At 42.4% G+C, this 15725-nt stretch carries 15 protein-coding genes and 1 pseudogene; 2 read left to right on the top strand and 14 right to left on the bottom strand.

Annotated elements, in window-relative coordinates:
* Positions 1–47: 47 nt before the first annotated feature.
* The 5 genes from OH456_RS19270 to OH456_RS19250 form a co-directional block, all read right to left on the bottom strand.
* Entirely contained in the window at positions 48–3221 is a 3174-nt protein-coding gene (locus OH456_RS19270) for an efflux RND transporter permease subunit (protein ID WP_107307130.1), read from the bottom strand.
* A gap of 11 nt (positions 3222–3232) precedes the next feature.
* Positions 3233–4243, bottom strand: coding sequence for an efflux RND transporter periplasmic adaptor subunit (locus OH456_RS19265; RefSeq protein WP_270034068.1), 1011 nt, complete (start codon positions 4241–4243; stop codon positions 3233–3235).
* Positions 4244–4682: 439 nt separating this feature from the next.
* The gene (locus OH456_RS19260) at positions 4683–5129 is read right to left on the bottom strand and encodes a YeeE/YedE family protein (RefSeq protein WP_107307128.1); all 447 of its coding nucleotides are present in this window, start codon (positions 5127–5129) and stop codon (positions 4683–4685) included.
* Between the two features lie 11 nt (positions 5130–5140).
* Positions 5141–5557 carry a YeeE/YedE family protein gene (locus OH456_RS19255; protein ID WP_107307127.1) on the bottom strand — a complete coding sequence of 139 codons (417 nt, stop codon included), beginning with the start codon at positions 5555–5557 and terminating at the stop codon, positions 5141–5143.
* Between the two features lie 322 nt (positions 5558–5879).
* Positions 5880–6173: an ArsR/SmtB family transcription factor gene (locus OH456_RS19250; RefSeq protein ID WP_062458208.1), complete on the bottom strand. Its 294-nt coding sequence runs from the start codon at positions 6171–6173 to the stop codon at positions 5880–5882.
* Between the two features lie 193 nt (positions 6174–6366).
* On the opposite strand from OH456_RS19250, the gene OH456_RS19245 reads away from it, so the two are divergent.
* Complete coding sequence (locus OH456_RS19245; RefSeq protein ID WP_107307126.1) at positions 6367–8073, top strand: FAD-dependent oxidoreductase; 1707 nt, start codon at positions 6367–6369, stop codon at positions 8071–8073.
* Between the two features lie 517 nt (positions 8074–8590).
* On the opposite strand, the gene OH456_RS19240 is transcribed toward OH456_RS19245, so the two are convergent.
* From OH456_RS19240 to OH456_RS19210, 7 genes are all read right to left on the bottom strand, one after another.
* Positions 8591–9247 (bottom strand): DsbA family oxidoreductase, encoded by a 657-nt coding sequence (locus tag OH456_RS19240; protein WP_107307125.1) that lies wholly within the window; start codon positions 9245–9247, stop codon positions 8591–8593.
* A gap of 10 nt (positions 9248–9257) precedes the next feature.
* A complete protein-coding gene (locus OH456_RS19235) occupies positions 9258–9533 on the bottom strand; it encodes a rhodanese-like domain-containing protein (protein WP_107307124.1) in 276 nt (91 codons plus the stop codon).
* Positions 9534–9957: 424 nt separating this feature from the next.
* Positions 9958–10161: a hypothetical protein gene (locus tag OH456_RS19230; RefSeq protein WP_258182461.1), complete on the bottom strand. Its 204-nt coding sequence runs from the start codon at positions 10159–10161 to the stop codon at positions 9958–9960.
* An 898-nt stretch (positions 10162–11059) separates the two neighbouring features.
* Positions 11060–11458 carry a globin gene (locus tag OH456_RS19225; RefSeq protein WP_107307122.1) on the bottom strand — a complete coding sequence of 133 codons (399 nt, stop codon included), beginning with the start codon at positions 11456–11458 and terminating at the stop codon, positions 11060–11062.
* Between the two features lie 28 nt (positions 11459–11486).
* The gene (locus OH456_RS19220) at positions 11487–11768 is read right to left on the bottom strand and encodes a hypothetical protein (RefSeq protein ID WP_062458188.1); all 282 of its coding nucleotides are present in this window, start codon (positions 11766–11768) and stop codon (positions 11487–11489) included.
* 356 nt (positions 11769–12124) lie between these two features.
* Positions 12125–13519: a DEAD/DEAH box helicase gene (locus OH456_RS19215; protein WP_107307121.1), complete on the bottom strand. Its 1395-nt coding sequence runs from the start codon at positions 13517–13519 to the stop codon at positions 12125–12127.
* Positions 13513–14058: a hypothetical protein gene (locus OH456_RS19210; protein ID WP_062458183.1), complete on the bottom strand. Its 546-nt coding sequence runs from the start codon at positions 14056–14058 to the stop codon at positions 13513–13515. Before OH456_RS19210 ends, OH456_RS19215 begins: the two co-directional genes overlap by 7 nt.
* A gap of 94 nt (positions 14059–14152) precedes the next feature.
* Here OH456_RS19210 and OH456_RS19205 point away from each other — a divergent pair, with 94 nt between their 5' ends.
* On the top strand, positions 14153–14359 hold the full coding sequence (locus OH456_RS19205; RefSeq protein ID WP_062458179.1) for a helix-turn-helix domain-containing protein: 207 nt from the start codon (positions 14153–14155) through the stop codon (positions 14357–14359).
* Positions 14360–14795: 436 nt separating this feature from the next.
* On the opposite strand, the pseudogene OH456_RS25960 reads toward OH456_RS19205, so the two are convergent.
* A pseudogene (locus OH456_RS25960) lies at positions 14796–15176 on the bottom strand (recombinase family protein).
* 38 nt (positions 15177–15214) lie between these two features.
* Positions 15215–15679: a thioredoxin-dependent thiol peroxidase gene (bcp, locus tag OH456_RS19200; RefSeq protein WP_062458177.1), complete on the bottom strand. Its 465-nt coding sequence runs from the start codon at positions 15677–15679 to the stop codon at positions 15215–15217.
* Positions 15680–15725 lie beyond the last annotated feature (46 nt).

Raw genomic sequence — 15725 nt, 5'->3', positions numbered from 1 at the left:
CATTCGAGTATATTTTTTGCCCACTCGCTAAGAGTGGGCGTTAATGATTATGCGTTATGTGAAACGATACCTTTCTTTAGTGCCACGTAGTACAAGATCGGAATAACAAGTAACGTCAGTACAGTTGATACGAAAATACCAAAAATAAGGCTGATAGCTAGCCCGCTAAATATTGGGTCATCAAGAATAAAGACTGCACCAATCATTGCTGCCAATGCCGTTAGCATTATAGGCTTAGCTCGAACTATAGCGGCGTCGATTACAGCTTGTGATAGCTCCATACCTTCTGAGATCTGATGGTTTATAAAATCGACCAGCAGTATTGAGTTCCTAACAATAATCCCTGCTAACGCAATCATTCCTATCATTGACGTCGCAGTAAACTGCGCCCCGAGTAGAGCGTGTCCAGGCATAACGCCAATAATTGTCAAAGGTATTGGTGCCATAATAATAAGTGGAACCAAATAGGACTTAAACTGAGCTACAACAAGCAGATAAATCAGAACCATTCCTACCGCGTACGCAATTCCCATATCTCGGAAAGTCTCATACGTGATTGTCCACTCTCCATCCCAGAATATTTCTACATTCTCTAGACCCGAAGGCTGGTTTACATAGTACTGTTCAACATCCATCCCCTGTTCAGCCATATTGGATGAAATGTCATACATACCATAAAGTGGACTATCTAACTCCCCAGTCATATCGCCAACGACCATAATCATTGGAACTAGGTTTTTATGGACAATGTAGTTCTCCATCGGCTCAATATTTACTTTAACTAGGTCGGCCAATAAATAACTTTGACCGCTTAGCGATTGAACCTTCATATTCAATACCTGCTCTAGTCTCACTTTTGATGACTCTTGCGCTTGAACCTGAATAGGTATTGGGTATTTACTCTGTTCACTATGTAAATAACTGATTGGTTTTCCACCGACCGCCGTTGCCATAGTATCTACAATGTTGGAGTATGCTACACCTAGCCTCGCAGCCTTGCTTCGGTCAATGACAACCTGCCACTTTTGATAACTCTCAGGGAGGTAAAAGTCGATATCTACAATATCGTCGGTGCCTCTAAATATCTCTCTAAGTTGAAGAGCAGCGTGCTCTCTAACTTCCTGTGTCGGACCGTAGACTTCAGCTAGTATTGGAGACCATACAGGCGGGCCTGGTGGGACTTCTACAACTTTAACTTTTCCACCATACTGACTAGCAATGTCGTTTAATTTTGATCGAACATCAGAAGCAATTTCATGGCTCGAACGTGTGCGATCACCTTTATCAACAAGATTGACTTGTATATCGCCCTGATGGGCCCCTTGACGTAAAAAGTAATGCCTAACCAAGCCATTAAAGTTAATTGGTGCCGCCGTTCCAGCATAGATCTGGAAGTTATCCACCTCTTCTATCGCTCTCACTTCATCAGCAAGCTCGAATAGTACTCGTTGCGTTCTTTCAAGCGAGTTGCCCTCAGGCATATCAAGGATCACCTGAAACTCAGACTTGTTGTCGAAGGGCAGCATTTTCATTACAACAGCTTGGTGCATCGGCATCCACATTGAAGCAGCAATAGCAACAATGATAGCGACACCCAATAGAAGTCGGTTTTTTTTCTGTGCTCGAGCCGTGACAAATGGAGACATCACACGATGGAAGAAAGCAGCTTGTTTACTGTTCGTCTGCTCTTCTCCATGACCATCATTCTTCAAAAGAAGCCGTGAGAGCCAAGGTGTTAGGACAAACGCAATTATGAGCGAGATGATCATACCCAACGATGCGTTAATTGGAATAGGACTCATATACGGTCCCATCAAACCTGATACAAACGCCATTGGCAGCAGTGCCGCAATCACTGTCAAAGTTGCCAGAATAGTTGGGCCACCGACCTCATCCACGGCGCCAGGTATTAAGTCTACAAGTTTTTGTTTACCCTTCATCATGTGGCGATGTATGTTTTCAACCACAACGATGGCATCGTCGACCAGTATACCAATTGAGAAAATTAGCGCGAAAAGAGAAACGCGATTGAGTGTGAACCCCCATGCCCACGATGCAAACAGTGTCAGCAATAGCGTTATGATGACTGCAATACCAACGACTACAGCTTCACGCACCCCCATTGTCAGTAGAACAAGAAGGACGACAGCACCCGTGGCAAAAGCGAGCTTCCCGATCAGTGTGTTGGCTTTGTTTGCCGCTGTTTTACCGTAGTCTCTTGTGATCTCCACATCCACGTTACTCGGGATGAGTGTGCTTTTTAACTCTTCGACTCTATTCTCAACATTCTTCGCGACATCTACCGCGTTTTCTCCACTTTTTTTAGCGATAGCGATAGTGACCGCAGGGTGTATTTGTGTTTTATCTCCTGTCCAAACCATTTGCGTAGGCGTGTCTGTGCCAAGCTCTATTTCTGCAATATCTGCCAAGTAAACGGGCTTGCCGTCATACACACCCACTACGAGTTGCTTAACTTCGTCAATGCTAGTCAGAAACTCACCAATTTGGAGAGGCAACGTTTGATTGTCATGCGTCAACGTAAGCAATGGAGACGTAGAGTTGGCATCTGGCAACATTTGATTAAGGGCATCGATAGTAACCCCGAAACCCGCCATTTTAGCTGGGTCTAATCTCACATCGACGATAGTTGGATGTCGACCTACTGTGTATATATCTCTCGTGCCCTTTATACGCTTCAACTCGGTCTCTAGGCCGCTGGCGACTTGAGTTAACTCTGCTGTAGTGACGTTCTGCGATTGGGAAGAAAGCGTAATGTTGACAATAGGCACATCTTCAATGCCTTTTGGCTTGATTAATGGCTCGCCTACTCCCATGTTTGGTGGCATCCAATCACGATTGGAATATAATTTGTTGTAGATCTTAACAACAGCTTCATTGCGTGGTATGCCCACATCAAATATCGCTACAACAAGTGCCCCACCTGGTTGAGAAAATGAGTAAAGTTTATCTATCCCATTTATTTCCGATATGATTTGCTCCGCTGGGTTAGTTACCAAGCTTTCTACTTCTCGGGGAGTTGCTCCAGGAAAAGGAATAAACACATCTGCAAAGGTAACATCAATCTGAGGCTCTTCTTCTTTTGGGGTAACCACAATTGCCATTAACCCCAAAAGCAATGCGACTAAAGCAAGAAGAGGAGTCATCGCTGAGGCTTGAAACGCTGCAGCTATTTTCCCCGAGATGCCAAGTTTGTTATTCATTTAGGCGCCCTCTAGTTCTTATCACGAAGATAGTTGACGACGTCTGATACTATCTCATCGCCATTTTCTAACCCACTGAGTACTTCGACCTCTTTGCCGTTGTCATACCCTGCACGAATAGGATTCATTGATACTTCAGAGCCATTAACTCGATAGACAACACTTAATTCCCCTCGTTTAATAACGGCGGTACTTGGGATCAACATGGCATCTTTTTCACCATACGCAAAAGCAACTTTTACCCACTCTCCTGGGTAGATGCTCTTTGGCTCCTCTAATAACTCTAAACGAAGTTGGAAAGCTCTAGACTGTGGGTGGGCATAATTGAAAAGTTTTGCTTCGTACGGCTCTAACTCAATACCATTAATGGTTGTAATACTAAATTGTTCTGGTCCCTCTACTTTGTCTCTATAGCGTTGAGGTAGTTCAGTAACCACGCGCAAAGGAGACAAAGAAAAGCCAGTAATAAGTTGACTACCAGGTGCTACCGTTTCCCCCAACTCAACATAGCGTTTTGTTACGACTCCAGTGTACGGTGCTTTGATGCTTGTATACCCAAGAGACTCTTTGGCCTGTTTTACAGCGGCTTCTGCAGCTCGAACTGCTGACGTTGCAGATCGAGTCTCAGCTTCGGCGTTATCGAGGCGTTCTTTGGAGATCGCTCCCTTTGGATAGAGCTCTCTATATCTGTTCACTTGAGCCGTGCTACGGAAAAGCTCCGATTTAGCGCTGCTTAGCTGTGCAATTGCAGCGTCTAATGAAGCGGACTGTTGCTCAGCACTTATTTCAAGCAACACGTCCCCTTGAGTGACAACATCGTTAACATCAACATTAACAGCGATAACTCTGCCTGATGTTTGCGCCGCCAACGTACCTTGATTCACCGCTTCAACGGTACCGTCCAGCACTACTGTTGAGCTGGTTGGCTTGGTTGCGACTGATACCGTGTTCAGAGATGGAGACGCAATACCACTACTTGCGTATAAGCTCAAAGCAACTACGCTTAACATTCTGACCTTCATTGATGACCTCTTTCTTATTTTAGCATTACCTAATGTACGTAACTATAATACACAACATTAGCAATGTCTAATTTAAAAAATTGGTTCAGTTATAAAACGAAGGTGACTCACAGTAATAGATTGATAGTTATAATTTCTTGAACGAGTGTTTTATATGACTGCAGACTTTACAGACGAAGAGCGTTAGCTTGACAAATTTTATGTAGGTCTGACAAAGGGAAACGCGTGTTTATCACGAGAGGAATGAATAAGTTCAGGGTATAGCGGGAGCGTTAATCTAGAGTCAAAGTAGACGTTGAGCTGTTGAAGTTAAATCGATGTATAGCGTGATTAGAAGCAATCAAACTAACAAAATGAGCGGACACAGTTTCACGCTTTACCAGCGGTAGATATAGTGAATGTTCCCCCCTGGCACTACACAGTATCGGGGGGAAGATGATTAAAGTCCTTTTACGACAGTTTGACGTGTGGACTTTTTGCTCAAAGCAAAAGATCCTAGTTGCATACCTGCCAACATTGCTACGACGAAATATACAATACTGACACTACCGTTAGCGATAGAGGCCACTGCCGGCCCAGGACAAATACCAGCGATGCCCCAACCAATACCGAACAAGATAGCACCTGTGATCAACTGGCCATCGATTTTTTTGTTATCGGACAGGCAAAATTTATCCGTACAAATTGGCTGCTTACTTTTTCTTGATACAAGGAAATAGGTTGGAGTAAATACTAATAAAGCTCCCCCCATTACGAATGCTAGGTTTGGAGACCAAGCCCCATGAATATCCAAAAATGCAATTACGTTTGCTGGATCACTCATACCTGAAAGGATCATGCCGACACCAAACAGAAAGCCACTTACAATTGAAATAAAACGATACATAACAGACTCTCTTATAAAACGTGTAGCATTACATATGCAGTGATCATAGCACTACCCATGAACGTCATAGTGGCAACAATCGAGCGCTTTGATAGCCTACCCATACCGCATATACCGTGTCCACTCGTACAACCATTTCCGATTTTAGTGCCGATACCCACTAATAGGCCTGCAATAACGATCAAATAATCCGGAACAACCATTTCAGCGATAGGTGCATTTAAGGCTTTTGCGCTCAAAACGCCACCCGCAATCATTCCTATGACAAACAACAACCTCCAGTTCTTGTCGATGGTTTTTGGTTCAAATAGTCTGCCAACTATCCCACTTATGCCAGCAATCTTGCCATTGAAGTGCAAGAGTAAAATTGCGGACACTCCAAGCAACATACCACCAAACAATGACGCCCAAGGAATAACAAGTTCCATAGTAACCTCTACTAAAAATTAAACTAAAATCTCTTTAAGCAATAAAACTTAGTAAATTCAATTGATTAAAGGCACTTGTCTTAAAAGAGGTATCGAACAAATTAGGTACCTTATTTAAGATTTCGCTAATATACACCATTTTTATCGCTTGTGTATATTTAATTGACCCTAATATTGCGTTAAGTCAATTAATCGTATCTAAGCAAGAAGTTAAGTTAATCGAATGTTAACTATGCGACGGTGGCGGAAGCGATGTGATGGATAAGCTTTTTGGGGACTTAAAAGGTGCAAGTTCTTCTGAAAATCAGCATATTCACAGTATCTACTCAGAGTAGATACTGTGAATATGCTTTACTAAATCAATAATTCTTTTGTCTTTCAGAGAGTAATAGACGTGTTGCGACTCTTTTCGAATAGTAACAAGGCGAGCTCTTCGTAAAACTGATAAGTGTTGAGAAAAAGCAGATTGACTTAAATTAGAGCTACTCTGCAATTGACCCACACCAACTTCGCCCTCAGATAACTGACACAGTACGAACAATCTCTCCGGATGGGACATCACCTTTAAAACCTCAGACACGTCAGAGGCACGTTCTTTCATCTGTTTAAAATCCATACTACTTACACCTATTTGTACTATGTAGGAAGTATCTACCCAAAACGCTACATTAGTCAATACTTATTTAAGTAATAGTTAATTTAGACCATCTTACATTAGACATCGCTTATTTTAGTGGTATAGTGTAGTGAGTACCTTGGTTAAGAGCGTGAAAGCGATCTTAGGCAAATAAAACAAATGAGGACTTATTATGAAGAAGAAGATAGTGATCATCGGTGGTGTTGCCGGTGGTGCATCAGCCGCAGCAAGAGCGCGTCGTTTGAGTGAAGATGCGGAAATAGTGATGTTTGAGAGAGGGCCGTTTGTTTCTTTCGCTAACTGTGGTCTGCCTTATCACATAGGTGGCGATATTCAAGACCGCTCTAAACTGCTTCTTCAAACACCAGAAAGCTTTTTGGCTCGTTTCAACGTTGATGTTCGAGTGATGAACGAGGTTGTTTCAATTGATAGGCAAAGCAAGAAGGTTTTAGTAAAAAACCTTCTAGATAACACGGAATACTCAGAGAGTTATGACTCGCTAGTATTGAGTCCAGGCGCAGCGCCTTTCGTTCCTAATATCGAAGGAATCGACAATCCACTAACACATACACTTCGAAACATTCCTGATATGGACAAAATTATTCAGTCCATTCAATTGAACAAGCCAAATCACGCTACTGTAGTTGGTGGCGGGTTTATTGGCCTTGAAGTGATGGAAGCCTTTGAGCAGCTTGGTATCAAAACTTCACTTATTGAAATGGCTGATCAAGTAATGACACCTGTTGATCGAGAAATGGCTGGTTTCGTTCATTCGGAAATCAAAGCCAAAGGTATCGACCTACGCTTGAATACCGCATTGGAGTCTGTCTCGTTTGAACCAAACTGCACTGTAGCCAGCAAAGATGCTGGTCAATCCACAGAGAATCAGCATCTACAAGGCAAGCTTACCTTATCACTCAGTAACGGTGACAAACTTGACACAGACCTCTTGGTAATGGCAATTGGTGTTAGACCAGAAACTAGGTTGGCTGTTGAGGCTGGACTACAGCTAGGTGAGCTTGGCGGCATATACACAAATGAAAAAATGCAGACAAGTGACCCTGATATATACGCTGTGGGGGATGCAATTGAAGACAAGGACTTTGTAACTGGAAAACCTGGTCTTGTTCCACTCGCTGGTCCAGCAAACCGTCAAGGCCGAATGGCTGCTGACAATATCTTTGGACGCAGTGAAAGCTATCAAGGCACTCAAGGAACCGCAATATGTAAAGTATTTGACCTCGCCGTTGCATCCGTTGGCAAAAATGAGAAAACTCTCATTAGAGAGAACATGGATTTTGAAAAGGTATACGTACACGCTGCCAGTCATGCAAGTTACTACCCTGGCTCAGAAGTTGTTTCTCTTAAACTATTGTTTAATAAAAAGACTGGCAAAATTTTGGGCGCTCAAGCTGTCGGCAAGGATGGTGTTGATAAGCGAATCGACGTACTTGCCGTAGCTCAAAGGGCTGGGATGACTGTAGAGCAATTACAACACCTAGAGCTCACCTATGCTCCACCATATGGGAGTGCCAAGGATGTAATCAACCAGGCAGCATTTGTTGCCAATAACATCGTCGTGGGTGATGTGGTTCCTGCACATTACGCGGACGTTAATAATTTGACTGAAGATCAGGTTTTGCTGGATGTCCGTAACCCTGGTGAGCTTGAAAACGTTGGCTATTTAGAGGGCGCAATCAATATACCAGTTGATCAGCTAAGAGGTCGATTGAGTGAGTTACCAAAAGACAAAGAAATCATTGTTTACTGCCAGGTAGGGTTGAGAGGCAATGTAGCTTACCGTCAACTAATCAACAATGGCTTTAAAGCTAAAAACTTGATCGGTGGATACCGCACCTATAAGTTTGCTGACGCTTAATCTATATAATAATTCGGGAGTTGCAGTGTGGAAGGCATAGGGGCGCCCATCCGCACTGCTTTTTTAACTAGACAACCCACAGATAATAGTGGGGGATGATATTCCACTAAATCAACTTCTACAACTTAGCTTTATTTGTTACATCTCAATAACATCTGTTCGATTGTACTCTCTCAATTTCAATATATTAAAGAGTTGTCTTTTGCAAAGCTCTTCAGTACTTGAGCTCCTCACTCCAAATCAACCGTAAGCTCCTATCTGAATCATATTCTTTTAGCTCATGCTTCAGGTAAATTGAGTAGCTTGTTTTTTCGTTTGAACATTAGGTGACACTTAGGAAGAATAAAAGTTATGCTTCCTCAACTTCGACTAGTTTGATCTCGACCATGGAGGGAAGATAGTTTTTTGGATGAGTTGGTTGGACTAAGTTATGAAATGCCTAAAAACCCAGTTACCGCGTTCAATAGATTGTGGTAACTGGGGAGATACTTGGTATTTTAATGGTTTATTCTTCAATTCAACACCAGCTGACTCCGTGCTTGCTCGCTGGCTGAGCTAGTTCACGGATATTTGCATTGATAACATGGAAACTAACATTGCCGAACAGTACCTGACGCCCGCCATCCAATATGTACGTCGGACTACCTTTAATCTGGTGGTTTTCTCTAAATAATTGGTCAGACCAAAGTGCGGCATAAGCCTCTCCATTCTCAAGGAACTTATCTAGCGATGAAACTGAAATATTCTGACTCTCAAGTATGTCATGAAGAACCTTCGTATCGCTAACATCTCGACCACTCGAAAAGAAAGCATCTCTAATTGTACTTGCCAAAGACTGTACATTGCTATCGCTAGCCCCTGACATAGCGAAGGCTTTAAGGTACAAATGTGCAGGCATAGAGGAGGTTGGTCTTGTTGTAGTCCAGACATTTTTATGCAGTTGTAGCTCTGGGAAGTTAGTGACAACATCGACCGTGTGAGCAGCAAAGCCTTCAAACCCCCCTCTATCTTTCCAGCCGTCTGCTATTCTCGAACCAGTATCTCCGAACAAATTAATAAATCGAGGCTTAATTTGAATTTCATCCCCCCAATGGTTCTTCAACTCTTTATTCCGATGCTCAGCAACCCAAGCCCATACACATAAAACGTCAGTTACATAATCTATTTTTACCATTGTGATAATCCTAGTATTGAGGGTGAGTTACTGTAATGTTTCGAGCATTTTGAAGTGTACCTACATTTACAACTTCAGCGTAGCCAAAGGATTTTAGGTACTGCTCCGCTTGACTTGCTCTCATCCCTGAAGCGCAGTACACGAGAACTGGCGTGCTCTTGTCCAAGTTACTATTTGCAAGACTGTGAATTTCCTGTAGAGGCACATTATAAGAACCCTCAATGCTATCCCTAGTAAACTCTTCAACGGAGCGTACATCGATCAAATTGTAGTTTGCTTTTTTCATAAGTACCTCTGAATATCTTTATTTAGCATTTGCTAATGTAGCTTATGCTTTAATATAAGTCAATCCTCCGTGACTGTATAGATCTATTACATATAATGAATGCTTGCTAGATAAGGGTTATCATTGCCCTGAGTTATGACTGTGTTAGATAGTTGCTATCTTGAATAACACTAAACCTCAAACTTAGATGTCAACACCAAGTCTTTATTTATAAGGGCTGGCTACCATATAGTAGTTCCCGAACTGTTTTTCTAAAGCGTAAACACTACTTGGATTTGAAAGCTCGACATAATCAATTGGCGCAAGTACAAGCAGCTTTGTAGCTGTAACACATTATTGAGGGTTTTCTTGTTAGGCATCATAGAGCTCTTTCAAAGGTACCACCTTCTTCTCGCCAGATATTAGGAAAAAGTACCTTGAAGGCTTAAATGTTTGTATTACCGTTTTCCATGAGTAAAAGACCCCAAACCTCACCGTCGAAAGAGTGAGGGCCATTTTCACGCGATGTCACGGTAAAACCCATAGACTCATAGCAGTTTCTCGCAACTAAGTTATGTTCTAATACGGCCAATGATAGTAAGCTGGCGTTGTATTTTTCTTTTGCCAGCTCGACTAACTGACCAAGCATGAGCTTTGAAACAGCTCAATTACATCTAGCCAATCTCTATTCATGTTACACATGTTGCCAGTGAAGGGTTTTAACGATGTAACAAAAGTAAGACTTAAATTCATTATTTCTCCACCCATATAACACCAACAAAGTTATCTTTGTTACTGACTCTCGGCTAACAAACTGCTTCTGTATCTTTGGCTAAAACTAATTTGGCAAAGTATCTTTCGTTTAGTTACTCCGGCTCGCCCTTCTGCGGAAGAGTATAGTGCGCTGCTTGGACTCAAGGCCTGCAACGGCGCCAGTGTTGACTGGTGATATTATGTAACAGATAAGCTTCAGCTTTCCTTAACCCCTTTTGTCGGCTTAATCCAGACATCACTCCCGAATTCGATACTAAGAACTTGTGGGAGCTCAACGCTCAATTGACAGGAGACTACTATCGCTGGAACTTCACCTATCGGAATACCTTCAAACAATAGTCGGTAGGAAAGGTGTGTGAGTTTGATGCTCTAAAAACGACGTTTGAGTTTCAAAGGTTGGAAGGGATACGCGTGGACTGGTACGGACAAGTTGAGCCTCGCCTAGTTCCGCTCACGCCATACATCGCTCACAGACAATTGTATCAAGAAAATGAATGTTCCAATTCCAAAGCCGATGTTGATGTGAAGTATGATTTGTTAAGTAACCTGTCCGTCAATGTTGAGTACCAGTAATAGCAAGGGCTCAATAGTGGTTTTGGCTTACTAATAAGCTCTCTAAGCAACATTGATAGTGCTCAGCTTGTTACCGTGATGGCGAATTTTTCTTTTTAGTATTAGTGAGAGAATGCTAAAGGTTCATCTGTAAAGTCGCGCCCTCGAACAAAGCGCATTATTTAAGTGATGCTTTGTACAAGCACAAAATGAAGCGAGTCTTAGCACGCTTTTTCCTTCATTATCTCAATGCCTAAATTCAGCACATGACGCCAGGCGAGTTCGATGCTTTCATCATACAATGGGTCATGTATTTCCACGGTCGCTAAAAGGCTATCGACCCACATGTCGAGCTCATTTTCAGAAATATCCAACCTCATCTCTTTGTGCTTTGTAGCCAATTTTCTGATGGCTTCACGTATGGAAGTGGTTGTGGACGTATTCTGTATCAGAACCAAAGACGCTTTGAGCATACGTGCTTGTTTCTCTACGTCGACCCCATCAAAACGTTCTAAGAAACGTGGGTTTGCATCACAAAAGATAGTCAAAAAGTCGGTCATAAATTCGGTACCGATACGACACCGTTGATAACTGTCAAGAAAGGCCTCATTGTTGTTCATGTACTCCCTGTCAACCGATGAAGATAGATTAGCGATAATTCAAAAGGCATTTTTCTTTGCGACAAGTAACCATGTAGTATACATGATCACCTTGGTGCTCTTTGACTTCAAAGTAGATGGTGGATTTGTTTAGCCCATCTTTGAAGGCAAAGACAAACTCTGCATCATCAATGCTCAATCCCTCTTTCTCAAGATGGTCAGCCATTGAAAGTTTTGCTTGCTCAATTACCCTCTCATCCTTCAAGGGTATAAGTGCTGCCTGTGCGAAGGTGGAGGCAAAGACAAAAATAAGAACAGACAATAATTTCATTCCGACTCCTGTAATTAAGCGATCTCTCGTTTCATAATAGTAGTATTCACTCAACCAAAATTACATCATATAGCGTTCAGTTTAGCCCAAATAATTTAGTTTTCATTGGACTAAACTCGTATGAATTGAACGCCCAACGCTTTTGAAATTGGGACAAAATGATTGACTGGTGATTTACGCGTCAAAGTGAGAGTATGAGGTGCAAACAATGCTCATGGGACTTCAGGCGCCTTTTTCTATCGAGAATGCGTCATGACGAGAAACCCAGATCTCTAGTGCCGAACAATAGAAGCGTAATAACTGTAACTCGACGAATTAGAGGTTCTTTGGTTGCCTCGAGCTAGATGTGATGATGTTTAGTACAGTGATTTAATATTTCGGAAGGCCTCAATAACTCTTTGATTGAACTCATCAAGATGAACATGTTGAGATGAGCCGATGTCCTCACTTGCTAAGTCCATCTCTGCTTTATCCGATGATTCCCATGACAATAATCCACCAACTGTTGTATCTTCGTCTCTCGTCGTAGATTGCAAGGATCTTTCTCTCAGTATGTTTAGTTCGTGATGGCTAGAAACTGATTTGCTGATGAAAGTGCAGCTTTCAGGGATATCAATTTCAACTTGCTCGGCGAATTGAAGCAGTTTTGCCTCAGCAAAGGTATACAGCCACGCTTCTTGATTCATGTCTTTGGTGGTTCGTAATATCCGCCCTAACACTTGACGGAAGTATAGCTCTGTCTTGATGTTTGAAAGGTAACAACAAACCTGTAGCCGGGGTATATCGGTTCCTTCGCTGATCATGCCAACACTAATAATCCAACTGCATGAACTGTCTCTGAAGTGCTGGATAGTCGACTGTGCATCTTGTGTTTTATAGGTCACAATTGTCGCAGATTGATTGAAGTGCTTTGATAGTATTTGAGCTATTTGCTTAGCATGCTGTATTGAAGAGGCTACAATTAAGCCACCGGCACACTCGTTTGTTCTTCTGATACGCTCTAACCGATTTATCGCTTCTTCAAGAATATAAATGAGGGCATCAATGTTTTTGATTACAGCCGAATAACGAACTTGACCACTAGATACTAGGTCGTTGATCGAACCAAATACCTCACTACCGTTTGAGTCAGAGAATACAGTTTTATTACAATCAATCAGTGCAACGTTTGGGCGTCGACACACTCTGTCTTGCACAGCCTGTGAAAGAGGGTACTGGTAGTCGCATAGTATTTTTCCTTCTGGATCAGAATATGTAGCGAGAGTGACGGGAGTCCGATTAGAACGCCAAGGAGTGCCAGTGAGTGCAAGTGTATAGGTGGCCGCCTTTTGGACTATCGCCAGCGTGTGGTAGCCCCAAGAGTTGTAATTGTCGTCGTTGTCGCCACCACAATGATGAATTTCGTCGAAGACACAAAGCACTCTATAGTTTGCTAGTGTATCCCAAAATGCTTGACTCACTGACCTAAGTGATTGATAAGTTATTGATATGCCCTTATCACCAATTTGGCCTTTAAACTTACATGCTAGGTGCCTAGAGAATGTTCCCTCAATACTCGTTGCAACGACTTTTGAAGGCGAAAAACATACTACGAAGTCAATCATTTTCTCATCAAACAGTTTCTTAGTGAGGCTTGCAGCCATAATCGTCTTGCCAGCACCAGGTGTAGCTTGTGCCAGAAAATGAGAAGCACCATTATTGTACTTTTCATAAGCGAGTTGAACACACTCATGTTGCCATACTCTTAACATGACACTAGCTCAATTTGACTTAATCGGTTAAGAGCTTCTGACCACACGTTCAGTTTTGCTACAAGCAATGCCGCCTTATTTGTTGCATTTGAGTGCGGTTCATCTAGCAGTCTACGAAGCTCCCTTGAGCGTTTCATAAGCGTTTTATACTCTTTGATCTCCTCTAGTGTGATTGTGAGCTCTGCCTCTATATCAGACTTTTCTCGTTGTAGGGTTGTGTACATTGGTGTCGATTTTAAGCTAGCGTTGGCTACCCTCGAGCTTCGTGCCCGCTTGTCCTTAAGTTCAAACTTTGTCTCATGAAAAGCACTGGTTTTTGAGTAAACCTTGTTGTGCTTTGAACCTCGACTTACTGCAAGTCCCGCCTTTTCGAGCTTATCTAATTGCCTTGCGACAAATTGACGAGCGTTAGAGACACTGCCATAGGCATCAGAAACACTTTGTATGTGTTTACGTATCTCCGACACGCAAAAGTTACTTATCGTAGGGTGAGTAATGGCTTCATATACATCACGATTAATTTGATAGGTTTTGGTCATAAGAGCACCGTCAAAACAGAAACGATGCGGATTATAGTCCGTGGATATATTTGCATCAAGAGTGGATAGTCTTTGATTTTGAGAGCTACATAAAATGAAAGACTTAGCGAAGCAGTTTGGTGACAATCTACGTAAAAAGCGTTTGAGTAAATCCATTGCACAGGAAAAACTGGCATTGATGGCGCAGATAGATCGAAGTTACATTGGTCGAGTCGAACGTGGTGAAGTCAACATTACTCTCGAGAAAGCTTATACGTTGGCGTCAGTGCTGGAGTGCGATGTTAGAGAACTATTGCCATAAAGTCAGCTAATTACCGTCGCATAGATAAGGCCAAGTACCCACAGGCTAACGCGCAAACTAACAAAAATGAAGTAGTAGCTTAACCTGTTAATATAAATCCTACTCCGAATACCAAACATGTTTGTTGTACATGTTAGCGATGATTTGGACAGAAACGCGACACATCCTTTCGTTTCTAACATGCTTCATCTAGCGGTTATTCTCATGATCGTGAGGATCTCCTGCCGCGAGTAAATAACTCAAAACATTCGACCAAGTCGCGTAAACCTGCTTTGCAACGCACTGAATGAGATTCTCTTTTTCAATGGAATGACGATAATTTTGTGGAAGACTTGGAGTTCGTAATGGAGCAAAAGCGAGTCTTAAAAAAGGAGGGAGGTAAGTTAGGTTATTCAAAGAACATATCAGCCTGAAACTGAACCTTCTTGTTATGCACTCACCTGGCTTCCGACCAAGAGTAGAATCTACTTCTAGAGATCGAGATACTGCGCTCTTTCAGTTGTCTAAGGATTTCTGCCTTGGAGGTGTTTTAATCAATGAGGGTCAATATATAAGCTGTGTGCTCATCGAGTTTGGATTTCACCTTCTGGCCCTTCTGGCGACACAGACGAGTTATATCCGATACAATGACGCTTTGTTGAGAGTTGATGAGGAAAGATAACTTCCGCTCACTAAGTTCTGTCTTGGTGGCAGGCACATGTTCTTAGATCCAATCTGATATTTGTATGCCATGTTTAACGGCGTACGCCGTGATAGTTTCTCTTTGAGATTCGCCATCGGCTCTTTGTGAATCTGATACTCGAATGTAACCAATCATGCCTGCCCCAAGGTGAAGAGTTAATTGTTCATGGACGGTTATTTGTTGTTTAGGTAGTCCAATACAACTTCATGGTGATCTTTGGTCTTAAACTTGTTAAACACATGCTCAAGTTTGCCAGACTCATCAATCAGGAAGCTTGTTCTTATAACGCCCATATTTTCACGGCCCATGAACTTCTTGAGTTGCCAAACACCGTATTTCTCACAAACTTCGTGTTCTTCATCAGCTAGTAGAGTGAAGTTCAGTTCTTGCTTGTTGATAAAGTTCGTCAGTTTTTTGGGAGTGTCTGGGCTGACACCAAGAACCACAACATTGTGGGCATCTAGTTCAGCTTTTGTATCACGTAGCCCCTGAGCCTGAACCGTGCAGCCTGGCGTTGAGGCTCGTGGATAGAAGTAGAGCAGCACCTTTTTTCCTTGAAGCTCTGATAGTGTCACTGGGTTGCTGTCTTGGTCATTAAGCGTAAAATTTGGTGCAGTTTGTCCGGCTTCAATTGCCATTGTCTTGTCCTTACTTTCTTTAATTGAACTATTTGAGGATAGGTGT

The organism is Vibrio sp. La 4.2.2, from assembly GCF_027586995.1.
Taxonomy (GTDB): domain Bacteria; phylum Pseudomonadota; class Gammaproteobacteria; order Enterobacterales; family Vibrionaceae; genus Vibrio; species Vibrio mediterranei.
Note: the sequence above shows the minus strand (reverse complement) of the source record. Positions and strands in the feature narration are given on the sequence as shown.